15 protein-coding genes and 1 pseudogene are annotated in these 24,255 nt (G+C 74.9%); 7 read left to right on the forward strand and 9 right to left on the reverse strand.

Features of this window, described 5'->3' with window-relative positions:
• Positions 1-153 precede the first annotated feature (153 nt).
• Positions 154-1,035, reverse strand: a complete 882-nt coding sequence (locus tag WMF42_RS23365; protein ID WP_437684781.1) for a hypothetical protein — start codon at positions 1,033-1,035, stop codon at positions 154-156.
• Between the two features lie 159 nt (positions 1,036-1,194).
• Here WMF42_RS23365 and WMF42_RS23370 point away from each other — a divergent pair, with 159 nt between their 5' ends.
• Entirely contained in the window at positions 1,195-2,625 is a 1,431-nt protein-coding gene (locus WMF42_RS23370; protein ID WP_437684783.1) for an MATE family efflux transporter, read from the forward strand.
• Between the two features lie 76 nt (positions 2,626-2,701).
• The gene (locus WMF42_RS23375; protein ID WP_437684785.1) at positions 2,702-3,292 is read left to right on the forward strand and encodes a Uma2 family endonuclease; all 591 of its coding nucleotides are present in this window, start codon (positions 2,702-2,704) and stop codon (positions 3,290-3,292) included.
• A gap of 77 nt (positions 3,293-3,369) precedes the next feature.
• Here WMF42_RS23375 and WMF42_RS23380 read toward each other — a convergent pair whose 3' ends face one another.
• Positions 3,370-6,984, reverse strand: coding sequence for an SNF2-related protein (locus tag WMF42_RS23380; protein ID WP_437684787.1), 3,615 nt, complete (start codon positions 6,982-6,984; stop codon positions 3,370-3,372).
• Between the two features lie 139 nt (positions 6,985-7,123).
• Positions 7,124-8,140: a zinc-dependent alcohol dehydrogenase family protein gene (locus tag WMF42_RS23385; RefSeq protein WP_437684789.1), complete on the reverse strand. Its 1,017-nt coding sequence runs from the start codon at positions 8,138-8,140 to the stop codon at positions 7,124-7,126.
• Positions 8,141-8,730: 590 nt separating this feature from the next.
• Here WMF42_RS23385 and WMF42_RS23390 point away from each other — a divergent pair.
• Positions 8,731-9,822, forward strand: a complete 1,092-nt coding sequence (locus WMF42_RS23390; RefSeq protein ID WP_437684791.1) for a serine/threonine-protein kinase — start codon at positions 8,731-8,733, stop codon at positions 9,820-9,822.
• A 59-nt stretch (positions 9,823-9,881) separates the two neighbouring features.
• On the opposite strand, the gene WMF42_RS23395 is transcribed toward WMF42_RS23390, so the two are convergent.
• Positions 9,882-10,550: a hypothetical protein gene (locus WMF42_RS23395; RefSeq protein ID WP_437684793.1), complete on the reverse strand. Its 669-nt coding sequence runs from the start codon at positions 10,548-10,550 to the stop codon at positions 9,882-9,884.
• A 182-nt stretch (positions 10,551-10,732) separates the two neighbouring features.
• Positions 10,733-11,377: a helix-turn-helix domain-containing protein gene (locus WMF42_RS23400; RefSeq protein ID WP_437684794.1), complete on the reverse strand. Its 645-nt coding sequence runs from the start codon at positions 11,375-11,377 to the stop codon at positions 10,733-10,735.
• 292 nt (positions 11,378-11,669) lie between these two features.
• Here WMF42_RS23400 and WMF42_RS23405 point away from each other — a divergent pair, with 292 nt between their 5' ends.
• Positions 11,670-12,311, forward strand: coding sequence for a TetR-like C-terminal domain-containing protein (locus WMF42_RS23405; protein WP_437684796.1), 642 nt, complete (start codon positions 11,670-11,672; stop codon positions 12,309-12,311).
• 19 nt (positions 12,312-12,330) lie between these two features.
• Positions 12,331-12,631, forward strand: a pseudogene (locus tag WMF42_RS23410) (VOC family protein); the annotation flags it as partial.
• A 93-nt stretch (positions 12,632-12,724) separates the two neighbouring features.
• Here the strand turns inward: WMF42_RS23410 and WMF42_RS23415 are convergent.
• Positions 12,725-14,176 carry a serine/threonine-protein kinase gene (locus tag WMF42_RS23415; RefSeq protein WP_437684798.1) on the reverse strand — a complete coding sequence of 484 codons (1,452 nt, stop codon included), beginning with the start codon at positions 14,174-14,176 and terminating at the stop codon, positions 12,725-12,727.
• Positions 14,177-14,205: 29 nt separating this feature from the next.
• Here WMF42_RS23415 and WMF42_RS23420 point away from each other — a divergent pair, with 29 nt between their 5' ends.
• Together WMF42_RS23420 and WMF42_RS23425 are read left to right on the forward strand one after the other, a co-directional pair.
• Complete coding sequence (locus WMF42_RS23420; protein ID WP_437684800.1) at positions 14,206-18,252, forward strand: protein kinase domain-containing protein; 4,047 nt, start codon at positions 14,206-14,208, stop codon at positions 18,250-18,252.
• Positions 18,253-18,298: 46 nt separating this feature from the next.
• Entirely contained in the window at positions 18,299-20,050 is a 1,752-nt protein-coding gene (locus tag WMF42_RS23425; RefSeq protein WP_437684802.1) for a hypothetical protein, read from the forward strand.
• A gap of 27 nt (positions 20,051-20,077) precedes the next feature.
• Here the strand turns inward: WMF42_RS23425 and WMF42_RS23430 are convergent, their stop codons facing one another.
• The 3 genes from WMF42_RS23430 to WMF42_RS23440 all read right to left on the reverse strand — a co-directional run bounded on the left by WMF42_RS23430 (position 20,078) and on the right by WMF42_RS23440 (position 23,778).
• The gene (locus WMF42_RS23430; protein ID WP_437684804.1) at positions 20,078-21,529 is read right to left on the reverse strand and encodes a sigma 54-interacting transcriptional regulator; all 1,452 of its coding nucleotides are present in this window, start codon (positions 21,527-21,529) and stop codon (positions 20,078-20,080) included.
• 202 nt (positions 21,530-21,731) lie between these two features.
• Positions 21,732-22,853, reverse strand: coding sequence for a hypothetical protein (locus WMF42_RS23435; protein WP_437684806.1), 1,122 nt, complete (start codon positions 22,851-22,853; stop codon positions 21,732-21,734).
• Between the two features lie 133 nt (positions 22,854-22,986).
• On the reverse strand, positions 22,987-23,778 hold the full coding sequence (locus WMF42_RS23440) for a hypothetical protein (RefSeq protein WP_437684807.1): 792 nt from the start codon (positions 23,776-23,778) through the stop codon (positions 22,987-22,989).
• Positions 23,779-24,255: the final 477 nt, after the last annotated feature.

Consider the following 24,255-nt stretch of genomic DNA (forward strand, 5'->3'; position numbering starts at 1 on the left):
GGAAGGAAGCAACCCGTTGCGGAAGGAAGCAACCCGTTGCGGAACCCCCCGCTGACGCCGTCGCCGCGAGGCAGCGCGTCGCCCACCAACCGTCGGTGCGCCTGCACACGGGACCTGATGGTCCGAGGACGCCCGGACGAGCTCCCGGCCGCGTCAGCCGAGCAACGGATCCGCGCCGGCGAGCTCGACGTCGTCCTCGTCGAGCAGCGCGTCCTCCTCGACCACCTCTCCCGGGGCGGCCGCCGCGCGCCTCACGGCGGTGAGGCCGAGCTGGATCTGCGCCTTGAGCGGGAAGACCTGCCGGAGCGTCGTCGCCCAGTCGTTGAACCACCCGCGCAGGCCATCGAGCGCCTCCCGCTGCTCCTTCCACGCCCTCTCCAGCTCGGCCGCCGGGATCCGGGACGGCTGCGCGTGCGCGCCGGCCTCGAGCTTGCCGAGCAGCTCGCGCGCCTGCTGCATCCTGGCCTCGGTCAGCCCGCGCGCCGCGAGCGTCGTCTGGACCTTCCTCGCGTGCTCGTCGCTGTTCCTGGCGAGCCCCTCGACGCGGCGAAGGAACGTCGCGACCGCCATGATCGCCGCCGGCCCCAGCGGCTGCTGCTCGAGGTTCTTGAAGAACGCCGCCTCGAAGCCGTCGCGGCGCTCGCGCGGCACGACGCGGCGGATGATCGCGCGGGTGCGCGGGAACCACGTGCTCTCGAGCGCGTCGACCTCCTGGAGGAGCCGCAACCGCTCGGCGCCCTCGACGGCGCCGCCGACCGACGCCTCGACGAACAGGTGCTCGAGCGGGCGCTGCTCGCCCGAGGCGAGCTTGAGCAGCCGCCACCCCTCGCGGTGCTCGGCGGGCGTGTAGCCCTCGCGGCGGGCGCGCGCGATGAACGGCGCGGCCTGGACGTTGACCAGGAGCTTGAGGGCGCGACCCAGGAGATGTTGCTCGGCCGCGGTGAGCACGAGCGGCAAGGACGCCTCGGACAGCCCGGCGCTCGCTGCCTGCGCTCCCGGATGCTTCGAGGCGCTCGCAGACTTTGCTTTCGCCATGTCGTTCTCCTCGCTGGCGCGTGATGTCAGAAGCGCGCTCAGCCGCGGCCGCCGACTGCAAGGTGCACGCCAGGGGAAGTGGAATCTCGCCACGCGTTCGCTACGTTACGCGCGCGTGACCAGCCCCAACGTTCCGCCCGCTCTCGGGCGAGGAGCCCGATGAAACCCAGGTTCGGAACCGATCTGACGACCGGCAGCATCCCCAGGCACATCGTGACGTTCTCGCTCCCGATGCTCCTCGGGGGCTTCCTTCAGACGACCTACAGCTTCATCAACGCCATCTGGGTCGGTCAGTTCCTGGGCACCGGGGCGCTGGCGGCCGTCACGGTGAGCTTCCCTGTCATCTTCACGATCTTCGGCGTCGGGATGGGCATGACCCTGGCGACGAACATCCTCGTCTCGCAGAGCTTCGGCGCCAGGCGCTTCGACGAGCTGCGGCGCGTTGTCGACGGCTCCACGGCGCTCATCTACGGCCTCGGCGTCCTGTTGACCCTCGTCGGGGAGATCTTCACGCCCGAGATCCTCCGGGCGATGGACACGCCGGCCGACGTCTTCGCGCCGTCGGTGAGCTACCTCCGCATCGTCCTGCTCTCGCTGCCCTTCAGCTTCGGCATGTTCGCGCTCCGGAGCATGCTCCAGGGGACCGGAGACTCGAAGACACCCCTCTATTTTCAGCTCGGCTCCGTCCTGCTCACGACGGTGCTCGACCCGCTCCTCATCTTCGGGCGGCTGGGCCTGCCGGAGCTCGGCCTGAACGGGACGGCGTGGGCCACGATCGTCTCCCAGGTCATCTCGCTCGTCGCGCTCCACGTGTACCTCCACGTCAAGAAATCGCCGATCGCGCCGAGGTGGCCCCGCTTCGGCCAGCTCGGCCCGACGATCCGGAAGACGTGCAGGATCGGCGTGCCGGCGTCGATCCAGCAGTCGGTTGTCTCGCTCGGGATGGTGGTGGTCACGGGGATCGTGAACGGGTTCGGGGAGGTCGCGACCGCGGCGTTCGGCGCGGCCTCGCGCATCGACCAGATCGCGTTCCTGCCCGCGATCAACATGGGGATGGCGATCTCGACGCTCGCCGGGCAGAACCTGGGCGCGGGGCACCACGGCCGCGTGCGCGAGGTGTTCACGTGGGGCTGCGTGTTCAGCGGCGGGATCACGCTCGTGATCTCGGCGGCGGCCCTCATCTTCCCCGAGGCGCTCCTCCGGGTGTTCATCGCCGATCCGGTCGTCGTCGATCTCGGCGTCTCGTACCTGCACATCGTCGGCGCTTGCTACGTCCTCTTCGGCCTGTCGTTCGTGAGCAACGGCATCATCAACGGCGCCGGAGCGACGGTGGTCACGACGGTGATCTCCCTGCTCAGCCTCTGGGTGATCCGCGCCCCGCTCGCCTACTGGCTCTCTCGCGAGATGCGCAGCGTGGAGGGCGTCTGGTACGCCATCGCGGTGAGCTTCGTCGTGTCGCTGATCGCCAGCCTGTCGTACTACGCCTCGGGGCGCTGGAAGCGCGCCCTCGTCCAGAAGGCCCCTGCGGCCGACCCGACGAGAGAGGCCGACCCCGCCAGGGCCTTCGCGAACGAGGTCGGCGAGGCGTGAGGAGGGTGAAGGGCTCAACCGGGTTGGGCGCTCCCCTCGGCTTGCCGCGCCGCGCCCGCGAAGGCAGGCTGGGCTCATGGGCCAGCTCGCCGAGAAGCCCCGCCGCGCCACGTACGCCGACCTCGAGGCCGTGCCGCCGAACAAGGTGGCGGAGCTCATCCGCGGCGTGCTGCACGTCTTCCCCCGGCCGGCGCCGCGGCACGCGCGCGCCGCATCGAGCCTTGGCATCGAGCTCGGCGGTCCCTTCGATCACGGCAAGGACGGCCCGGGCGGCTGGTGGATCCTCGACGAACCCGAGATCCACTTTCCTGATCCGACCTCGCCGCGCGACGTGGAGGTCCTCGTGCCGGACATCGCCGGCTGGCGCCGCGAGCGCATGCCCGAGCTCCCCGAGACGGCCTACTTCCCGCTCGCTCCGGACTGGATCTGCGAGGTCCTGAGCCCGTCGACCGAGCAGGTCGACCGCAAGGAGAAGATGCCGATCTACGCGCGCGAGGGCGTGCAGCACGCCTGGCTGCTCGACCCGATCCAGCGCACCCAGGAGGTCTTCTCGCTCGCCCCGGGGCGCGGCTGGACCCCGATCGCCACCCACCGCGACGCCGCGCGCGTCCGCGCTGCGCCCTTCGAGGCCATCGAGATCGAGCTCCGCGTGCTCTGGGCGACGTAGCCGCCCCCCGGACATATGGGCGCGATCGGCAGGCGCCGGCACGTCGACGCCGCAGCCGCCATCGAGCACCAGCGCCCTCAGTCGGGCGCCTCCACCGCGACGCCGTCGCCGCCGTCGGGCGCCAGCGCCCTCTCCCCCTCCGCGCCATCCGCGCCGGCCGGCCCGCGGGGCCGCCCTGAGAGCAAGCCCAGGAGCTCCTGCATCGTGAGCTTGCCCGCCTCGTCCTTGCCGCCGAGCACCTGGGCGACGAGCGAGCGCTTCTGCTCGTGCAGCGACAGCATCTGCTCCTCGATCGTCCCCAGCGCCACCAGGCGGTAGATGGTGACCGGCCGCCGCTGGCCCAGGCGGTGCGCGCGGTCCGAGGCCTGATCCTCGACCGCCGGGTTCCACCAGGGGTCGAGGTGAATCACGTTGGTGGCCGCCGTGAGGTTCAGGCCGAAGCCGCCCGCCTTGAGCGAGATGAGGAACAGCGGCGCCGTGCCCTCCTGGAACTCGCTCACCCGGTCGCCGCGCGCCTTCCGGGGGGTCTCGCCGTCGAGGTAGACGAACGCGATCCCGCGCTCCGCGAGCGCCTCGCGCACAAGCGCGAGGTGCGACGTGAACTGGCTGAAGACCAGCGCGCGCTGGCCCTCGGCGCGCAGCTCGTCGATGAGCTCCAGGAAGCGCTCGAGCTTGGACGAGACGAGCTCGGAGCGCGCGTCGTACAGGCGCGGGTGCGAGGCGAGCAGCCGCAGCCGCGTGAGCGCCGCGAGCACCTCGACGCGGCGCTCCTGCTCCCGCAGGACCGACCGCCGCGTCTCGAGCTCGGACAGCGCCGCGAGGCGCGCGTCCTCGTAGAGCTGCCACTCGGCGCCCGAGAGCACGACCGGCACGCGCACCTCGGTGCGCGCCGGCAGCTCGGCCTCGACCTGCGCCTTCGTCCGCCGGAGCAGGAAGGGGGCGAGCACGCGCGCCAGCGCGGGGGCCGCGGCGGGGTCGCTCTGCCGCTCGATCGGCGCGGCGTAACGGCCCCGGAACGACTCCCAGCCGCCGAGGAGGCCGGGGAACACGACGGCGAAGAGGCTCCAGAGCTCGCCGAGGTGGTTCTCGATCGGCGTGCCCGAGAGCGCGAACCTGAAGTCGGCCTGCAGCGCCCTCGCGGCGCGCGCGCGCTGCGTGGCCGCGTTCTTCAGGCTCTGGGCCTCGTCGAAGACGACCGTGGCGAAGCGCCGGGCAGCAAGGCGCGCGGCGTCGCGCGCGAGCAGGCCGTAGCTGACCACCAGCACGTCGCCCGGGCCGAGCCACGCGAGCGCGTCGTCGCGGTCGGCCGCGTCCGCGTACTCCGTGAGCCGCAGCGAGGGCGCGAAGCGCTCCGCCTCGTCCTTCCAGTTGAACGCCACCGACGTCGGGGCGACGACGAGCGCGGGCCCGAGCGCGGCGCGATCGAGCAGCACGGCCAGCGCCTGCACCGTCTTGCCGAGGCCCATGTCGTCGGCGAGGACGCCGCCCGCGCCCCAGGCCGCGAGGCGCGAGAGCCAGCGGAAGCCGTCGAGCTGGTACGGGCGGAGCTCGGCGCGGAGCGTCGCCGGGACGGCGGGGCAGAGCTCGCCGGCCGCGGCGACGCGGTCGACGAGCTGCCGGAAGGCGCCGTCCGCCTCGAGCGCGGCGCCGGCCGCCTCGAGCTCACGCAGCACCCCTGCGGCCGACGGGCCCACCGTGAGGCCGTGGCCGGACGCGTGCACGTGATCCGACAGGCGCTCGAGGTGGGCGCGCAGCGCCTCGCTCAGCTCCACGTAGGTGCGGGCCTCGACCTGCACGTAGCGGTCCTTGCGGCGCGCGGCGTCGAGCAGCCGGGCCAGCTCCACCCGCTCGCCCTCGACGCTCAGGCCGCCGAGGAGGCCGAACCACGCGCGCCGCTTCTCGAGGACGACCTTGAGCGCCTGGGGACCGCCGCCGCTCAGCGCGCGCAGGGGCGCGCCCACCCACTCGAGCTCCGGGGGCGGCTCGCGCCGCGCGCACGCCGCGAGCAGGTCGAGCGCCCCCTGCGCGCTGGCGAAGCGGTAGTGAAACGGGCGCCCCTCCTCCAGCAGCTCGGCGCCGGAGAGCGGCAGCTCGGCGCAGAGGGCGCGGGCGAAGTCCTCTTCCCGGCGCAGATCGCGCACGGCGTGCAGCGCCCTGTCGCCGCGCCGCACGTGCACGTCGCGCGCGCCCGCGCCCGGGGCGAGGGCGGGGCTGTCGACGAGCGGCCGCACGCGCAGCTCGACCTCGACCGCGCCGTTCGGCTGGGGCGAGAGCCGCAGCACGGGGTGCAGCAGCGCGGGGACCGACTCGCCCATCACGCTGCGCGGCATGGCCACGGGCACGCGCAGCGCCCACCGCGCGAGCGCGGCGAGCAGGGCGCCGTGGCTCTCGGGCGGGAAGAGGTTGCCCTCGCGCAGGAGCACGTCGAGCAACGTCCGGAGCTCGGTCTTGACGTCGAGCAGCGTGAGCCGCCGCGCGCCCTGGTCCCAGTCCCACAGGAACAGCACGTCCTCGGGCCGGGCCCGGCGCACGCGCTCGAGCAGCGCGGGGGGCAGCGCCGTGCCGTCGACGCCGGCGCTCACGCGCACGACGCCCTGGCGCTCCTCCGCCACGAGCCCCACCGGCGCGCGCTCGACGCGCACCGCGACGTGGGGCGCCTCGTCGAGGAAGACGCGCGGGTGGCCGATGAGCGCCTCGATCAGCGCCCGCGGCGCGAACCCGTCGCCCTCGGGCAGGAGCGCCGCGACGCGGGCGTCCTCCGAGGAGAGCCGCGCGCCGTGCTCCTGGAGGAGGCGCTTGCGGCCGGCGCGCGCGCCGGCGCTGCGCTGGCCCTTCTTGCCGAGCCGGTGGACCCAGGCCGCGACCGTGGCGCCGACGTCCTCGACGACCTGCAGGCGGTAGGTGATCTCGACGCCGGCGCGCCCGCCGGGGCCCTCGTCGAGGGCGCGATCGAGCGCCAGCAAGGTGCGCTCCCAGGCGGGGCGCCCGAGCTCGTCGAGCGCCCGGAGGAAGGCGTCGCCCGGGGGCTGGCGGAGCCAGAGCAGCGCCGCGTCGATCGCCGCGAGCACGTGGACGCAGTCGCCCGCGCCGCAGGTGCACTCGGCGCGGAGCGCCCCGGGCGCGAGGGTGATCCGCGCCTCGGGCCGGACGAAGCCGGCGCCCACGCGCTGCGACTCGAACGGCAGCGGGTCCTCGAAGCGGAAGCCGGGCAGCGCCGCGTCGAAGCGCAGGGGGCCGGGCTGGACACCGGGCCAGAGGGCGCGCTCGAGGCGCGGGGCGACCGCGTCCGGCACGCGGGCGCGCAGGGCGCACAGCCGCTCGTGCGCCGGCAGGGCCCGCGGCTCGTCGGGCGGCCGCAGCAGCGACGGCGCCGCGGCGCGCGCCCGCGCCGCGTCCGCGCGCTCGTCCTCGAGGAAGCGCCAGACCGCGGGCGGCAGCGCGTCGCGCAGGCGCGGGGACGGCAGCCACTCGGACGCGCGCGAGAGCTCGTCCGCGCTCGCGAGGTCGATGAGGCGCCGGCGCGCGCCGAGGGCCCGCAGCTCGGGCCAGAGGGCGGGATCGACGCGCGAGGCCACCGCCTCGAGGTTCAGCCGCGCGAGGTGCGCGACGCCGTGGCGCGCCAGCCAGGCGACGAGGGCCTCGCGGGTCTCGAACGGCGCGGCGGGGGTGACGGCGTGGACGTCGTCTGCCATGTCGGGCCGCGTACCCTTGTGGGTGCGCGGGGCCGGTTCAAGGGCATTCGGCCCGGGCGTCGACGCGACGACGACCTCGCCGCGCTGCGCGCCGGATCCCCGGGAGGCGAACGCTCGGCGCCGGCCCGGCCCGGGCCGCTCAGACGCGGATCACCACTTTCCCGAAGTGCGCCCCCGACTCCAGGTATTTCATCGCCTGCCGCGCCTCGTCGAACCCGAACACCCGATCGATCACCGGCTTGATCCGGTGCGCCACGAGCACCCGGTTCATCTCCTCGAACATCACCCGGCTGCCGACGAACACAGGCAACACATGGAGTCTCTTCTGCTCGATCGCCTTCGGCTCCGGCGCCCCCCACGCCCCGCTCAGGAGCCCGATCAGCGCGATGTGCCCCCCTTCTCGCGTCGCCCGGATCGACCTCGGCAGCGTCTCCTCCCCGCCCACCTCCATCACGTGGTCCGCTCCCTGCCCTCCGGTCACCTCCAGCACCTTCTCCTCCCAGTCAGGGTGCTTGCGGTAATTGATCCCTTCGTCCGCGCCGAGCTCGCGCGCCCGCGCCAGCTTCTCGTCCTTGCTCGACGTGACGATCACCCGCGCTCTCAGCGCGTGCGCGAGCTGCAGCGCGAAGATGGACACCCCGCCCGTGCCCTGCACCAGCACCGATTGCCCCGCCTGCAGCCTCCCTTGCGGCACCAGCGCGTTCCAGGCCGTCACCGCCGCGCACGGCAGCGTCGCCCCCTCCTCGAAGCTCATGTGCTCCGGCAGCGGCACGAGCCCCTCGGCGTCGAGCGCCACGAGCTCCGCCAGCACCCCATCTGTGCTCCCGGCCCCCAGCGCCCTGTCCCCGAGCTGAGCCCGCGTCGCCTCGCCGTCGGTCCACGTCTGGAAGAACGTCGGCGTCACCCGGTCCCCCACCTTGACCCGCGTGACCCCCTCCCCGACCGCCACGACCTCGCCAGCCCCATCCGAGACCGGGATCACCGGCCGCGTCACCGGCTGCAGGTAGCCGCCCTTCGCGATCAGCAGATCACGGTAGTTCAACGACACGGCCCGCATCCGCACGAGCGCCTGCCCGGGTCCCGCCTCCGGCGCGTCCCTCTCCACCTGCACCCACGCGTCCGCTCCCCCGGTTCTCTGCAGCTCGTATGCCTTCATGTGCTCCTCCTCTCCTGGCCGTCGAATGCCGCCCAAGGGTGCGATCCGGCGCCGCGGAACGCGAGGTCGGGCGCGGCGACGTCACGAGTATAGGGCGCGCGCGAGAGGACCGGCATGGGGCGGCCGTCGTTCCGCGTCACAGCGCCGGTCATGAGCTCGCTGGATCCTGCCGAGCACGGGCGAGCCCGTCGCCAAGCGGAGCGCGCGTGGCACGAACAGCGACGATCGGCGCTGTCATGCGACCTTGTGAGCGCGAGTCCGCGAGGAGCTCTCCGAAGAAGACGCGCTGTCGTGGATTCCCCGGATCCCGCGTTCGCGATACGCTCAAGACATGCCCCGGTCCCTGGTCCCAGCGCGCCGTGCGAGAGGTACGTCGACACGTCGGGAACACAGAGGCGGCACGGAGGTGTTCGATCGTGTTCCAACCAGCCTCGTTCGATCCACAGCCCGAATCCCAGAGAAAAGACAGCGTCCGCGCCGCGGTGCTCGCCGCGGCCGCGCTCGCTGAGCGACAGGCAGACTCCCGCCCTGCGTCCTCGCGCCGCGCCGGGCGGAACGATTCCCGCGCGAGGCCGCAGCGAGGCCGCGTCGTGCACGGCCGTTATCAGCTCGAGCAGCCGCTCGGGCGCGGCGCGATGGGCGAGGTCTGGCGCGCGCGCGATACGGTCCGGCATGTCGACGTCGCGCTCAAGTTCCTCGTGGTGGCGCGCAACGGCCGGCACACCGAGGCGATCGAGCGGTTCCGCCTCGAGGCCCGGGTCGCGGCGCAGCTCGGGCAGAAGACCGCCGGCGTCGTCGCCGTGTACGACGCCGGCGAGGATCCGGCGGCGGGCCCGTACCTCGTCATGGAGTACGTGCGCGGCCGGTCGCTGCGGCAATGGCTGCAGGAGCGAGGCCCGGTGCCGGCGGCCGAGCTCGCGCCGCTCCTCCGCCAGCTGGGAGACGCGCTCTCCGTGGCGCACGGGCTCGGCGTCGTGCACCGCGACATCAAGCCGTCGAACATCCTGCTCGTCGAGGGGAGCGACGGGCACCTGCGCGCCAAGATCACCGACTTCGGGATCGCGAAGTGGGTCGGTGAGGATCGGCCGGCCGACTTCCGCCGCCGGACCGCGGACGGCGTGGTGCTGGGCACGCCGGCCTACCTGAGCCCGGAGCACACGTGCGAGGGGCAGGCGGGCCCGCAGCTCGACATGTGGTCGCTCGCGGTCGTCGCGCACGAGGCGCTCACCGGTCAGCAGCCGTTCCCGGGCCGCAACCTGGCCGTGGTGCTCGCCTCCATCCTCGTCGGCGCGCGACCGCCGCTGACCACTGTGTGCCCGGGGGCGCCGCCCGCGCTGGAGGCGTGGTTCGCGCGCGCCTTCGCGATCAGCCCGCCGGAGCGGTTCCCGAGCGTCGGCGCGATGGTGGCGGCCTTCGCGGCCGCGGCGGGCGCGCCGGCCGCGGCGCCATCCGGCGCGCGGGCGCGGCGCGGACCGCGGCGCCTGCGCCGCGCGGCGGCGGGCATCGCCGTGGCGCTCGGGGTGGCGCTCGCCGCCTACCTGCTCTGGAGGCCGTCCGGGAGCGCCGGCGCGCGCGGCGCGGACGAGGCGCTCCGGGAGGCGACGCGCGCGGCCGGCCGCGCTGTCCACGCCGCGCAGGGCGTGACGGCGCGGCTCCTGGGACGGCAGGGCGCCGATCCCTGACGGCGCCCGCCGTCGCTCGATCCACGTTCGCGATCGCGCCGGCTTCCGCCGGCGTCCGCTCATGCGCCGAGGAGCGGCCGGAACGCGTCGGGCAGGGCGCCTTCGTCGGCGGCGCGCCGGAGGTTGTCCCGGCAAACAGCGCACGTCGGGGCGTGCTCGCGGAAGCTGTCCGTGAGGCCGTCCAGGCGGAAGATGCCGGCGGCCGCGGCCTCCGTGTCCGGATGCACGTGGAACTGGACCGGCAGGCCCAGCGCATAGAGCGGCTCGCCGTCGCGCCGTAGCGCATAGATCGAGAAGGACGCGTCGTCGCGCGGGCGCCACCCGTCGATCGAAAAGAGACAGGGCGCCTCCCCCGCGGCGTCCGCGTGCCGGCGAAGAAAGCACATGTCGCCCGCGTACGAGACGAGCTCGTCGAGGTCGGTCGCCACGGCGACAGGGATGGGATGTTCGAGCCACCGCTCGAACGCGAGCCACACCGCCGCGAGGACCTTCGGGTCGGGGGCGGCGTGCTCGTCCACCGCGAACGCGCCGTCGGCGTCGCTCACCTCGGAGGGGCCGCGCGCGCCGTAGATCGACGCCAGGGCCGAGAGCGCGACCTCGGCGTCGAGCGGCGCGCCGTCGCGCTCCGCGTCGCAGGCGGCCGCGAAGGCCGCGGCGTCGACCCGGGTCGCGAGCCCGGCGCGACGCAGGTTCGCGAGCGCATCCTCGGGGCGCAGGGGGGTCGTCATGTGCTCATGTCATCAGCCACGTCATCTGCCCGATGCCGCCGCGGGATCTCGGCTGCTCCCCCGTGCACCCTCGAGGCAGGGTGCACGACGCCGACGAGGAAAGTAGGTCAGCGGCACGAGCGGAGCAGCGGCGCGGTACCGGCCACGAAACAGGCGACGAGGAGACCTGGGCCCGGGACCCTCTACGCGGCCGCGCTCCCGCGGCGGGCTGCGCCGTTTCCCCCTTCGGTGAGCTTCGATTCATGCTTTGCGATCCACTTGCGGATCCGTCGCGACAGAGGTGACCGTCCGTTTTCGTAGTTGGCGACCGAGCTGCGCGCGAGGCCGAGCTTTCCGCCGAGCTCGGCCTGCGAGAGTCCGAGCTTTTCGCGAAGCACCTTCAGCGACGTCGAGCCCGTCGTCGCTTGCTCGCGCACCGGTGCGCTCGGAGCTTGCTCGCGCGCCGGTGCGCTCGGAGGGCGAGGCGGCACGGCCTCGATCGCACGCACGCCCTTCTGTGCGCGCTCGACCTCCCTCGGCGGCAGCTCGGCGCGGGCGCCTTCTGGTGCGGTGCGTCGCGCCACTGTCGCTCGGACGGTCGTCGCGCTCCGCACGAGCTCCTCGCCGCAGAACGGACAATGGTCGAACGAGAGGACCTTGCCCGAGTCAGTGCGGAATTCGACGCCCTGGATCGAGGCCGGGAGCCCTTGCGCGCGGCGCTCCTCGCTCGACCACCCGTAAACGAGCGTGAGCCCGGGGCCCTCGGAATTTACCGGCAGACCGGCCTGACTCATCCGAAGGCAGAGCGTCCTGCCATCGCGTGTGCACTGTCGTCCGATAATGGGCATTGTCATCTCCTCTTTTCGAAGGGGGTGCGAGCGCAGGTCTACCCGGTCGAACTTTTGCGCAGTACTGCTCACGTGTCAAGGTAGAGATGGACCGAGTGCGTCAGGTGAAGCCTGGGCGAGGGGTCACGGGCCGCCGCGAGGGTGACGAGGTAGCCGCAGCGGCGTGATGTGCACTGACGCTCCCCTTCGCAGCTGCCTGGCGGCACCTCTCTTTCCGCGATGAACCTCCCGCAGCCGTGCCGGCCAATCTGCGCGCCACCGGTGCCGCGTTCGATGTTGGGCGTCAAGGCTGTTGCCGCGCGAGCGGGTGGACTCGGAGGGCCGGTTCACGCGCTCAGGAGTGGCCGCGCGAGCAGGAGCCGGGAAGGCGAGCGTCTACCGCCGCTGGACCTCCGAGGCGGAGCTGGTCGTCGGCGCCGTCGCACACATGAAGCGCACTCAGGTGGATCTCGAGCCTCTGCCCGACACGGGCACGCTCCGCGGAGACCTCCTCGGCTCGTTCAAGCCGCGGTCGATCGAGGAAGGCGAGCGCAAGCTCAAGATCATGACCGGGCTCGCCTCGCGGCTCTCGCAAGAGCAGGCGCTCGCCGAGGCGGCAAGCAGCGCGGTGGTCCAGCCGCGGGCCGAAGCGCATCTCGCGCTGATGCAGCGAGCCGCCGCGCGCGGCGAGATCTCGGCGTCCGCCGACATCCGCACGCTGTCTCAGGTCATCCCGTCGATGGCCGCCTACCGCACCTTGGTCCAGCGCAAGCCCATCGGCCTGGCCTTCCTCGTGTCGATGGTCGACGGAGTCGTCGTACAGGCCCTCCGGAATCAGCCCTCCGACGTGCCACCAGACTCGACAGGTCACCTCCCCGATCACACGGCCTCACCGGCCGGCCAATCCCCGTCGCGCCGACGCGCCGTGAGCGCGCGGACACGCTCGAAGCCTTGAGCCTGCGCAGGAGAAGATCATGACCGTAAGCGTCACCAACTACCTCGATTTCCGCGGCGATGCGCCGAGCGGCGCTCGATTTCTACCAGACCGTTTTCGGCGGTGACATCACCGTCGTGACCTACAAGGACGCACAGGACATCCAGGCTCCGTCGGAGGCCAATCAGGTGATGTGGAGCCAGGTCGCTGCCAGGAACGGCTTCCGAGTGATGGCGTACGACGTGCCTTCCCGCATGCCATGGGAGCAAGGCAAGAACGCGTTCCTTGTCTCGGTCCGCGGCGACTCGGCCAAGGAAATCATCGAGCTCTGGGAGAAGCTCCCCCCTGTCACATCGCCGCTGTCACATCGTCCCCTGTCACACCGCCTGTGACAGGGGCGGTGGCAGCGCGCGCTTCTACAAGGGCCACACCGCTCAGGGCGATACCCGGCGCAGCGCGCCGCCCGCGGCCGGGTGCGGCGCGCGCTCGAGCTCCGCGGTGAACGCGCCGGTCACGAACACCCCCGCCTCGGTCGGATCGGGCGCCCAGCGGCGCAGCGCCTCGGGCACGGCCGCGTGCAGCGCCAGGCGCGGGAGGACCTCGGGGCTCGCGCCGGCCCGCGCGCCGAGCTCCGCCCAGAGATCGAGGACCCACCCGAGCGCCCGCTCCGGCGCGCGCTCGTACGGCGCGGGCAGCGTCGCCAGCAGCGCGTCGGCGCTCTCGACAACGAGCGTCGCGCCGATCCGGAAGAGCGCCGACCGCGCCGCCTGGAGCAGGCGCTCCACGTCGGCGAGCGCCTCGTCGCCGGCGTCGTCGGGCGACGCCAGCCGGGCCTCGACGAGCAGCGCGGTGCTCGGCCCGAGCGGCTCGTCCGCGCCGCCGGGCGACGGCGCGGCGCCCGCGGCGCCCGCGGCGCCCGGCGCGGCGACGGCCCGGCGCAGGGCCGCGAGCAGCTCGGGGACGCTCGCGTACCGGTCGGCCGGGTCCTTGGCGAGGCAGCGGCGCACAACGGCGTCGAACGCGGCCGACACCGGCGCGCGCTCGCTCGGGCTGGGCGGCGGCGCGCGCAGGTGCATCTCCTCGGTCTCGACCGCGTTCGCGCCCTGGAACGGCAGCACGGCCGTCACGAGCTGGTAGGCGAGCAGGCCGACAGCATAGATGTCCGTGCGCGCGTCCACCGCGCCGCCGAGGATCTGCTCCGGCGCCATCGTCAGCGGCGTGCCGACGATCAGGCCGCTGCTCTTTTCCACGCGCCCGCCGCCGCGCCCGCCGCCGCGCGCGCCGTACGCCGGCGCGTGGAGGAGCTTGGCGATGCCGAAATCGACGAGCGTGACGCGCCGCCCCCCGCCCCCGCCGTCGGCGGGGCGGATCATGACGTTCTGGGCCTTCACGTCGCGGTGCACGACGCCGATCGCGTGCGCGGCAGCGAGCGCGCCGCCGACCTCCTCGAGCAGCGCGGCCGCCTCGGCGGGCGAGAGGGCGCCCCGCGCGCGCAGCTCGGCCGCGAGGGTCCGGCCCTCGACCCACTCCATCGCGATGTAGGGCCGGCCGTCGTCGAGCGCGCCGACGCCGCGGACCTCGACGATCGCCGGGTGCCTGAGCCGCGCGAGCACCTCCGCCTCCTGGTGGAAGCGCCGGAGCATCGCCGGCAGGAGCGACAGCTCGCGGCGGAGCACCTTCAGCGCGACCGCCGCGCCGCCCCCGATCGGCCAGGCGCGGTGCACGACGCCGAAGCCCCCCCCGAGGCGCACCTCGTCGAGCCGGTACCCGCCGACCACCGCGCCGGCGGGGAGCGCGTCGGCGGCTGTCGTCTGCAGCTCCTGCGCGCGACCCGAGATGACGGCGGTCGCTTCGGGGTCAGGGGCGATCTCGGCAGGCGGCAGCATGGCGACCTACCCGAGTATACTCGCGCCCCATGCGGTGCTCCGAGTGCCATCGCCGCCTCCCCGAGCGGCCCGGCGCCGCGTGCCCGGAACACCCGCGCGCGGCGCCGCCGGCGCGCGGGGCCGCGGAGATGGTCGATCCTGAGCCGGCCCCGCACATCCTCGGATTCCGCGTCGAACAGATGCTCGGCCAGGGCGGGTTCGCGCGCGTCTACGCGGCGACGCGCGAGGGCGACGGCCGCGCCGTGGCGCTCAAGGTGGCGCGGCGGCAGGACGACGGCCGGATCGCGCGCGAGGCCGCGGCGCTCGCCCGCCTCGCGCCCCCGCGGGTGCCCGCGCTGCTCGGCAGCGGCCGGGCCGCCGATCTGCGCCCGTTCCTCGCGCTGGAGCGGCTCACGGGCAGCTCGCTCGCGGCGCGCCTCGCGGGCCTGCCGGGCGCGGGCGCGGCGCCGCTCGACGAGGCGGCGGCGCTCGCGCGCGGGATCGCGGCGGCGCTCGACGCGGTGCACGACGCGGGCCTCGTGCACCGCGATCTCAAGCCCGAGAACGTGTGGCTGCGGTCCGAGGGAGGGGTCGCGCTGATCGACTTCGGCCTCGCGGCCCTGGCGCGGGGTGCGCGCGACGCGGACGACGCGCAGGGCGCGCTCGGCGCCGAGCTGACGCGCACCGGCGCCGTCCTCGGGACGGCGGCGTACATGGCGCCGGAGCAGTGCCTGGGCGCGCGCGGCGTGGACCCGCGGGCGGACGTCTACGCGCTCGGCGCGGTGATCTTCGAGCTGCTCACCGGCCGGCCGCCGTTCGTTGGCGAGGCGGCGGAGGTGCGGCAGGCGCACGTGGCGCGCCGCCCCGCCCCGCCGTCGTCGTTCGCGCGGCTCCCGGCGGCCGTCGACGAGGCCGTCCTGCGCTGCCTGGCGAAGGACCCCGGGGCCCGCCCGGCCCGCGCCGGCGACGTGGCGCGCGCGCTCACGGCGGCGCTGGAGGCGCGCGCTGGCTCGTCCGGCGGGCGCGCTGTCCTGTCGGACGCGCGCACTGCCGGTCCCGACGCGCGCACTGGCTCCGGCGCACGCGCCCCCTCCCCCGTCCAGCGCCGCCCCGTGGCGCTGCTGGCCCTGCGCACGCGCGAGCGCGCCGGGGCGCTGGTCGTCGAGGTCGCGCGCGCGGAAGGCGGCCTCCTGGCGCGCTTTCGCGGGGAGCACACGGTGCTCGCCTTCCCCGCCGGCGCGGCGTCGGGCGACGGGGTGCGCGCGGCGGTGCGGTCGGCCCGGCGCCTCGTCGCCGCCGGCCTGGCGGCGCCGCCCCTCGTTGTCCACCTGGCGCCCCTCCGGGTGCGCGAGGGCGCGCACGGCGTCACGCTCGCGGGCACCGCGCTGGAGACCGCGGAGGCGTGGGGCGCCGGCCCGGAACGCGCCGGCGACGAGCACGCCGGCGTGCCGCCGCCGGCGATCCTCACGGCCGAAGCGCAGCGCGCGCTCGCCGGAGATCCGCACGACGCCCCCCTGGATCTCCACGACACGCCCCCCGCCCCGCGGGAAGCGCCCCCCGGCGCGCCCGGCGAGGCCGCCCTCCGCGGCCGCGACGCCGCGCTCGCCGAGGCCCTCGCCGCCGTGAAGGGGGCGCTCGCCGGCGGCGGTCCGGCGCTCGTCACCGTCACCGGCGCCGAGGGGCACGGCAAGACCCGCTTCCTCGGCGCCCTCGCGGCGGCGCTCCGCGCGGGCGGCGCCGCCGTGCACGCCGCGGCCGCGCCCGGGCCGGAGGCCGCCGAGCGCGGCGCGACCCTCGTCGCCCTCCTGCGGGCGGCCCTGGACCTGCCGGCCAGCGGCGCGCTCGACGCGACCGCCGACACGGCGCTCGCGCGCCGCCTCGGTCGGCCGGAGGCCGGCCGCGCGTGGCCGGCCGTGGGGCTCGCCCTCGGCCGGCTCGCCGGCCAGGACCCCGCGGCCGCGACCCTGCTCGAGGCAGCGGGCGCGCGCCGCCTCGCCGAGGCCCGGGCGCTCGCGGCCGCCCTCGCCGCCGCCGCGCCGCTCGCGCTGCTGCTCGACGACGCCGACCGCGCGGACGCGGCCGCGCTCGACGCGCTCGAGCTGGCCACCGCCGAGGGCAGCCCGGCGCGCCTCGCGATCGTGCTCGCGGCCCGGCCGTCCATCGCGTCGCTCCGCCCGCGCCTCGGCGAGCGCGCCGCCCGCTGCCTCGCGCTCGACCTCGGCCCGCTCGACGCCGGGGCCGCGAGCGCGCTGCTCCAGGACCACCTGCGCCCGGTGGAGTTCATCCCCCGCCCCGTGCTCGATCACCTGCGCGCGCTCGGGCGCGGCGTCCCGCGCGATCTCGTGGAGATCGCCTGCGCCCTGCGCGTCGGCGGCGCGATCCGGCGCGCCCCCGGCGGCGAGGGCTGGGCCCTCGCGCCGGACGAGCTGCTCTCCCTCTCCGCCGCGCCGCTCGGCGAGCGCCTCGCTGCCCGCGCGGTCGCGGCCCTGCCGCCGCCGCTCGTCGACCTGCTCGAGCGCGCGGCGATCGTCGGCGACGACCTCTCCCCGGCCGAGCTCGAGGCCGCCCTCGACGCCCCGGGCGCGCCGCCTCCCGCGGGCGCGCTCGACCCCAGCGTCGGCCTCGCGCGCCTCGCCCGGGCCGGCGTGCTCGTCGCGCTGGCCACCGCGCCCGAGCGCTACGCCTTCCGCCACCCGCTCCTGCGCGACGCGGTGGAGGCGCGCATCCCGCCCGCCCGCCGACGCGCGCTGCACGCCGCCGTCCTCGGGCGCCTCCTCGCCTCCCCGCCCGCCGCGGGGTCGCGCGCCCGGATCGCCCGCCACGCCGCCGCCGCGGGCGACGCGCCCGCCGCGGCGCGAGCGCACGCCGCGCTCGCCGAGGAGGCGCTCGCCCGGCACGACGTCGTCGAGGCCGAGCAGCGCTTCACCGCGGCCCTGCGCCTCCTCGACGGCGGCGACGCCGCGGCCCGCGGCCGCGCGCTCGCGGGCCGCGGCAGGGCGCGCTACCGCCTGCAGCGGCTCGACGAGTCGCTCGTCGACCTGCGCGCCGCCCGGGCGCTCGCCGAGGCCGCCGGCGACAGGGGCCGCGCGGCCGAGCTCCTGCTCGAGGAGGCGACAGCGCTCGACTGGCTCGAGGACTTCCCCGCCTCCGCCGCGGCCTCCGCGCGCGCGGCGGAGCTCTGCGCTGGCCTCGGCGACGCGCGCCTCGACGCGCGCTGCCTGCTGGCGAGCGGCCGCTCGGACTGCCGCAGCCAGCGCGTCGACGAGGGCATCCCCAAGGTGGAGCAGGCCGCCCGGGACGCGCTCGCCCTCGGCGACCACGAGGCGCACGTCATCGCCCGGAGCTTCCTCGTCGGCTCGCTCTCGGTGGCCGGCCGCCTCGACGAGGCCGGGCGCCACGGCGACGCCGTCGTCGACGCCTGCCTGCGCGCCGGCGACGCCTTCCACCTGTGCGGCGTCTACATCAACCGGGTGTTCATGTGGATGAAGCGCCACGAGGAGGACCGAGCGCTCGTGGAGCAGCGGGAGGCCGTCCGCCTCGCCCGCGAGCTCGGGCACGCCCAGCTCGAGCGCATGGCGACGCTGAACCTCGCCGAGATGCGCTACTGGATGGGCGCCCCGGACGAGGCCCTGCCGCTCGCGCGCCGCAGCCTCGACCTCCAGCGGCGCTTCTTCAACCAGCGCCCGTCGCCGGACGACGCCCTGCTCCTCGCCCGCATCCACCTCGCCCGCGGCGAGGACGACGAGGCGGCCCGCCACCTCGCCGAGGCGCGCGCGAGCGTGCCCGAGCCCGACCTCACCCCCTGCGCCCGCACGCTGGCACGCCTGGTGCAGTTAGCGCTGGACGACCGGGCAGCCGGTCGGTTCGACGCCGCGGCGTGGCGCGCCCTCGTGGACGAGGCGCGGCGCACCGAGGTGATGCACGAGCGCGCCGAGGCCCTGCACAGCGCGGTCGTCTCGGCGCTCCGCGCGGGCGCCGGCGACGAAGCGCGCCTGTTCCTGGCGGAGGCGAGGGCGGTCTCCGCGGGCTTCTGGCAGCAGCGGCTCGACGAGATCGAGCGCGCGCTCCCCGCGCCGGGGGCGACCGGCGCCGCGTGAACCGGCCATCCGGCTTGCCGGCCCAAAGAAAGGACCTGAGCGCGTGATGACCTACCGGATCCCTGGGTTGCTTGTGTTCTGTCTCGGGCTCTCGAGCGCCGGCGCGGGCTGCACTGTCGCCGACGACGGCGGAGCCTCGCTCGGCGGGCCGCCGCGCTCCACGCTGGGGGCCGGGACCGGGACGGCCACCAGCGTGATGGACGACATGGATCTGACCGGCGGCTCGCTGGTGCCGTACATGGACGCGGTGCAGGCCGTGTACACCAACGGCCTCTCCGCCGAGGCGCTCACCCGCAACGCGCTGATCACGAACCTGCGCGCCAACCGCGCCATGGTGATGCTACCGCTCGCGACCGAGACCTACGCCGACGACAGCGAGCACGAGGAGCTCCTCGAGCACGCGTGGCGCCTCGACCCCGAGTTGCTCCGCTACAGGCTCCGCCACAAGGAGACGCGCGAGGTGATGGGCTATCTCGTGTCCTGCGCCCTCGAGCAGGGCCAGAGCGTCTCGTACACCGACACCCGGACGGGCAAGACCTACGAGTTTCCCGGCGAGATCGGGATCTGCCCCCACTGGAACGAGCAGGGGGTGCATGAGGGCCCCGCGGGCGCGAAGTGCCGGCAGCTCATCACGGCGTGCCTGCTCGCGCTCGTGAACCCCACCGGCCGCCGCATCACCGTCTCGCTGCGCGGGCAGGCGTTCCCGAACCATCGGCCGGGGCTCCTCTCGCCTGGGCCCTCCGTGCGCGTGGGGACGGCCACCGAGGACGATGCCGCCATCCCGAGCTTCGGGCCCTGCAAGAGCGATACGCGAGGGCTGTCGCGCAACTGTGGCTGGACGGCCGAGCACGTCGGCACGTGCAGCCCGGGCTCGACAGTGACCCTCGGCGCCGGCAGCAAGCCCGTCAACGAATGTGACCACCGCCTCCCGGTCGACCCCGGGCGGTCCGACGACGACACGATCCTCCGCGTCTGCGACGGCATCCACGGCTGCAACGCCGGCTCGCCCGCTCACGTCGCCCAGACCGAGGTGCGCTGCAGCGACCGCAGCGAGCCCGCGCTTCGCTTCGAGTGCCCGAGCAGCGGTTACTTCAGCGTCATGAGCGGCCCGCTGATGTCCCGCCGCGCCAGCGGCGCGCCCGGGAAAGACGGAGCCCCGGCGCCCCGGAAGCTCGCCGGCTTCAGCGTCGCGAGCCGTCCGCCGACCGCCGGCCCGATGCCGATCGGCGCCGGCATCGTCGTCGAGCCGGCGCCGTTTCAACCCGCTGTGTATCCGGCGCAGGAGGCGGACGTCTTTGGCTGGCGCGAGGGCGCGTTCTACGGGAACTTCTGGACCGAGACGAACCCGCTTCACGAGAAGCTCACGCCGGAGATGAACGAGGTGGACGAGGAAGGAAACCTCTATCCCGCTCCGCGCTCCGGGGCGGTCGTGTTTCGACACGCGTTCGCCTGCACGGGCGAGCACTGGGACGACGAGATCGCCTATCAGAAAGACCGCCTCTGCGCCGGCGGCGACGAAGACGAAGACTGCGTCGCGCACTCGGTGGGCGCCTGCGGCGATTCGTACAACATCACGAATTGCCCGCCGCTTCATCAATGCGACCTCGAGGACGGCGGGCTCGTGGAGGGTGACGGGGATTTCCAGGAGTGTGCGGGCGATGGGGGCACATGGCTCCACCCGATCACGTCCTTTCTCAACGATCCGGTGGACGTCGTCCGGCGGCCCTGGCTCCCCGTTCCGGGGATGCCCACCCCCGGAGGATCCGGTACGTCGCCCCTGCTACCGCTCTGCCCTTGATCGGCGTCGACCCCGCCGCGGGGGCGCTCAGCCTTCGCCCCCGCGCTCTCCGCCTTCCCCGCCTTCCCGGTAGTCGGCCGGCTCGATCCGATAACGCGCGATCCATCGGTGGATCTGCGTTCGCCCCTTGCCCATCGCCCGCGCGACCGCGCTGATGTTCCCCCGGTGCTCGCGGAAGAGGCGGATCAGCGCCTCGCGCCGCGCCTGGTCCTCCGCCGCCGGCCGCTGCGGCTCGCCGGGCTGGGCGTCGAGCCGCGGGAGCTCGGTCGGGGTGCGCGTCATCCCGGCGGGCGGCGGCAGGTGCTCGAGCTCCACCCTGCCGCTCCCCGCCAGCGCGATCGCTGTCGCCAGGCACTTCTCCAGCTCGCGGACGTTGAGCCGCCACTCGCGCAGGAGGAGCGCGCGCGCCGCCTCGCAGCTCAGGGCGATCTCCGCCGCCCGGTCCGGGGCGGCGCGGCGGAGCAGCGCCGCGATGAGCAGGCCGAGGTCCTCCCGGCGCTTGCGCAGCGGCGGCAGCTCGAGCACGAAGCCCGACAGGCGCGCGAAGAGATCGCCCCGGAAATCGCCGCGCTCCACCATCGCCGGCAGGTCGCGGTGCGTGGCCACCACGACGCGGAGGTCGACCTTCACCGGCCGCGTCGCGCCCACCGCGACGACCTCCGACTCCTGCAGCACGCGCAGGAACGCTGTCTGCGACATCGCGGGCAGGTCGCCGATCTCGTCGAGGAAGAGCGTGCCCCTGTCCGCGGCGCGGATGAGGCCGGGCCGGTCCTCGGCCGCGCCGGAGAAGGCGCCCTTCCGGTGGCCGAACAGCTCGGACTCGATGAGGCTGTCGGGCAGCGCGCCGCAGTTGATCGCGACGAACGGCCCGGGCCGCCCCGAGAGCGCGTGGAGGGCGCGCGCGATGACCTCCTTGCCGGTGCCGCTCTCGCCCTGGAGGACGACGGGGATGCTCGCGGGCGCGATCGCGCGCAGCGCCGCGAAGCGATCGGCCAGCGCGGGCGCGAAGGTGGCGAGGCCGAGCGGCTGACCCGGCGCCGCGTCGCCCGCGTCCTCGTCCGGCGCGGCGACATCACGGAACAGGAAGAACGTGTGTCCGAGCTCGATCAGGTCCCCCTCGGTGAGCTGCGCGCTCTGCCGCGGCACGCCGTTCACGAAGGTGCCGTTCCTCGATCCGAGGTCCTCCAGGCGGAGCCGGCCGCCGTCGCGCGTGATGCGCGCATGCCGGGACGACACCCAGCCGTCCTCGAGGCGCACGTCGAGGAGCGCCCGGCCTCCCTCGGTCCGCCGCTCGATCGAGCGCACAGTGCCCCGCCCGAAGCGCACCTCGTCCGCCCCGTCGAGCGATAGCCGCGCGGGCGGATCCAGCGGCCGCTGGCATTGCAAGATGAGGAACAGGAACGGCCGCGGCTCGGCGCACGAGCCGGCGCGTCGCTGGGTGCGGACCAGCGTCGTCGGCTCGTCGCGCGCCTCGCTCATCCTGCCCCTCTCCGTCCCCGGGAGAACGCGCGCGGAGGAGCCGTGGGTTCGACGTGGGCCTGCATGCAGCGGGCGTACGATCTACCACGCCTGGCCGGCCGCGGCGCCTCACGCGGCGCGCCCGGGAGGCTTCGGCGTCGCCTGATGGCGATCGAGCAGCGACGTCGCCGTGATCCCGAGCGCCTGCGGGCGCGGCGCGCGGTCAGCGATAGGGCCCGCGCGGCTCGGGGGCCGCGAGCGCGGAGACGATCGCGATCGCGCGCTCGATGCCCTCGCGCCCCGTCTCGAGGTGGCCGAACGCGAGCGTGACAGCGGCCTCGTCGCCCACGATCGCCGCCGGGCGGAGCGCGGCGATCTCGCGCCGCAGCTCGTCGCCCAGGCGCTGCGCCACCCGGTCCGGCGCCTCCGCGCGCAGCTCGTAGGCCCGGGCCAGCGCGTCGTCGCCGGCCCGGGCTGCCGCCGCCCGGGCCGGGCCGCGCCTCGGCCGCCGCCGCAGGGCGAACCGCTCCGAGGGGGACGCGGCGCGGGCCACGCGCACCTGGGTGCCGAACGGGCCCTTCCTCGCCTCCCGGCCGAACGCCACGGTGACGAGCCTGCCGCGGTGCTCCAGCTCGATGATCGCCTCGCCCTCGGCCGAGGAGGCGCCCGCGCCGGAGACGACGCGCCCGCCGAGCTCCTGCGAGAGCGCCCGCAGCTCCTTCGCGAGCGCGCGGCCGCGGCCCGCGACAAGCGCGGCGGCGCGGATGGCGCTCGCGAGCTTGTCGGCGTCGTCCTCCAGCCCGGCGCGGACGGCGGTCAGCCGGTGCGACTCGAGCGTGAGCTGGTACTCGGCGGCCGCGCGGAGCGCCTCGCGCAGCGGCGGCGTGAGCCACCAGCGCGCGAGGGTCGGGCTGCTCGCCTTGACGACGAAGGCGCCGTCGAGCGCCGGGTCGCCGACGTCGACCTGCCGCGCCCGGAAGGCCCCGCCGCTCGCGTCGCGGAGCCGCTGCTCGTGGACGCGGAGCCGGAGGCCCGACGGGTTCCGCGCGGTGCCGGTGATGCGGGTGCTGTACCGCACGACGGGCGCGTCGCCGTGGTCGATGTCGTGGTCGACGATCAACGCGACGTTCTCGCACACGACCGAGATCTGCATGCGGGGGTCTCCCCACTGGCCCGGCCCTGACTTGAACTCGCCGCCGACGAGGGCCGCGGCGCGCTGCCAGACGGGCCGGGCGATCCGCCAGCGGGCCTGGGCGGCCCGCCTCGCGTCCTGGCGCGCCTGCGCGAAGCACCGCGCGAGGCCCGCGATGCCCGAGACGATCATCAGGACGAAGAGGGGCTCCATCCTCGGCACATCCTAGCCTCCCCGCCAGGGGCGCGGCCAGGCAGGAGGCGCCCGATCACCGGCGCGCCGGGCGCGATCGCGCGCCCGACGCCCCCGCGCCCCGGTGAGCGGCCCAGGCTCGACCGGCCGCGGCCTACAGGTCGCCGTGGACCGCGAGGTGGTAGACGTCGGAGGCGGACACGCTGGAGATGACCACCTCGTATTTGCCGTTGTCGGTGTCGGTGTACCCGGTCACGTCCAGGGCTCCGACCGTGGAGACGGTCTGATTGAACAGCGTCTTCCAGCTGCCCAGCCCCTTCTTGCGGGACACCACCATCTGGATCGAGCCCACGGTGGCGTCCGCGTGGGCGTGGAATGTCGCGACGCTGTTGATCGTCACGGTGCGGCCGACGGAGCTGTCGGTCCAGCAGTAGTTGAAGTCGTAGCTGCTGCTGTTGCAGTAAGACGTCTGGAAACCGGCTGCGTCGAGGGCCTGCGCGGCGGTCCCGAGCCCCTCGGCGGCGCGCGCCTGCGGCGCCGGAGGTGCCTCCTCGATCTCCACCTCGGGCTGCGCCGGGGCGCGGCGCGGGCCGGCGGCGAGCCGGGCCTCGTCCACGCGCGCCTGCGCCGCGATCAGCGCCGGCGGGGCGGCCTGCCCCGAGAGCGCCTCGTAGAGCGCGACGGGGGGTTGCCCCTTCAAGGCCTCGAGGACCTCGCCGGTGCTCACGATGATCACGCTCCCCTCCTCCGGCTCGAAGAAGCGGATCTCGGCGCCGTCCTCCAGGCGGAGGCTCGTGATCGGGGCGAGCCCCTCCTCCACGGCCTCGTCCCCCGGCGCCTGCTCCACGGCGCAGCCGCCGAGCGCAGAGAGCCCCAGGACGAGGGCCGCAGCGCGGCGGGTGGAGCGAGCCATCGAGAGGTCGCGAAGCATCGAATCGATGATCATTGTCATTCTCCTCTGTCGTTCATGGGTCATGTGCGGACGACCGCCCGCGTGTCCGGCCAGCGCGCGGCACGACCCCGCTGTGCGACGCTCGCGGCGTATCCGCGGGCCTATCCGCGAGACCGTGGGCTCGACAGCGCGTCGTGCGAGGCGTTCGCCTTCGCCTCGAGCGCATGAGCAAGGTCGAGGCCAGAGGCGATGTCGGCCGGCGCGCTGTCGCCGGCTTCACCCGGGATTCACGGAGGGCGCTCTTTCTCCCGTCCCTCGCTCCGGAGGGTGCTTCCCACGGAACGCGCGCGCCTGTCACGCGACGCCTGGCTCCCTGCCACACCGACCGGGTGTGACAGGTGTCAGGTGTGGCGAGGGGTGACACCTCGCGGCCGGTGGGCGCGCGCTCGAGGGAGAGCCTCGATGTGGGAAAAGGAAGCTCGATGTGGAGAGAGAGGTTCAAACGCTCCCGAGGCGTCGAGTCCCAGCTGC

It is taken from the genome of Sorangium sp. So ce176, from assembly GCF_051519835.1.
Lineage (GTDB): Bacteria > Myxococcota_A > Polyangia > Polyangiales > Polyangiaceae > Sorangium > Sorangium cellulosum_G.

Bases quoted from the DNA above. Each gene is read 5' to 3' on its own strand.
- WMF42_RS23380 (WP_437684787.1), bottom strand. From the start codon at position 6,984: ATGGCAGACGACGTCCACGCCGTCACCCCCGCCGCGCCGTTCGAGACC.
- WMF42_RS23415 (WP_437684798.1), bottom strand. From the start codon at position 14,176: ATGCTGCCGCCTGCCGAGATCGCCCCTGACCCCGAAGCGACCGCCGTC.
- WMF42_RS23395 (WP_437684793.1), bottom strand. From the start codon at position 10,550: ATGACGACCCCCCTGCGCCCCGAGGATGCGCTCGCGAACCTGCGTCGC.
- WMF42_RS23440 (WP_437684807.1), bottom strand. From the start codon at position 23,778: ATGATCATCGATTCGATGCTTCGCGACCTCTCGATGGCTCGCTCCACC.
- WMF42_RS23420 (WP_437684800.1), top strand. From the start codon at position 14,206: ATGCGGTGCTCCGAGTGCCATCGCCGCCTCCCCGAGCGGCCCGGCGCC.
- WMF42_RS23370 (WP_437684783.1), top strand. From the start codon at position 1,195: ATGAAACCCAGGTTCGGAACCGATCTGACGACCGGCAGCATCCCCAGG.
- WMF42_RS23385 (WP_437684789.1), bottom strand. From the start codon at position 8,140: ATGAAGGCATACGAGCTGCAGAGAACCGGGGGAGCGGACGCGTGGGTG.
- WMF42_RS23425 (WP_437684802.1), top strand. From the start codon at position 18,299: ATGACCTACCGGATCCCTGGGTTGCTTGTGTTCTGTCTCGGGCTCTCG.
- WMF42_RS23400 (WP_437684794.1), bottom strand. From the start codon at position 11,377: ATGCCCATTATCGGACGACAGTGCACACGCGATGGCAGGACGCTCTGC.
- WMF42_RS23375 (WP_437684785.1), top strand. From the start codon at position 2,702: ATGGGCCAGCTCGCCGAGAAGCCCCGCCGCGCCACGTACGCCGACCTC.
- WMF42_RS23365 (WP_437684781.1), bottom strand. From the start codon at position 1,035: ATGGCGAAAGCAAAGTCTGCGAGCGCCTCGAAGCATCCGGGAGCGCAG.
- WMF42_RS23435 (WP_437684806.1), bottom strand. From the start codon at position 22,853: ATGGAGCCCCTCTTCGTCCTGATGATCGTCTCGGGCATCGCGGGCCTC.
- WMF42_RS23430 (WP_437684804.1), bottom strand. From the start codon at position 21,529: ATGAGCGAGGCGCGCGACGAGCCGACGACGCTGGTCCGCACCCAGCGA.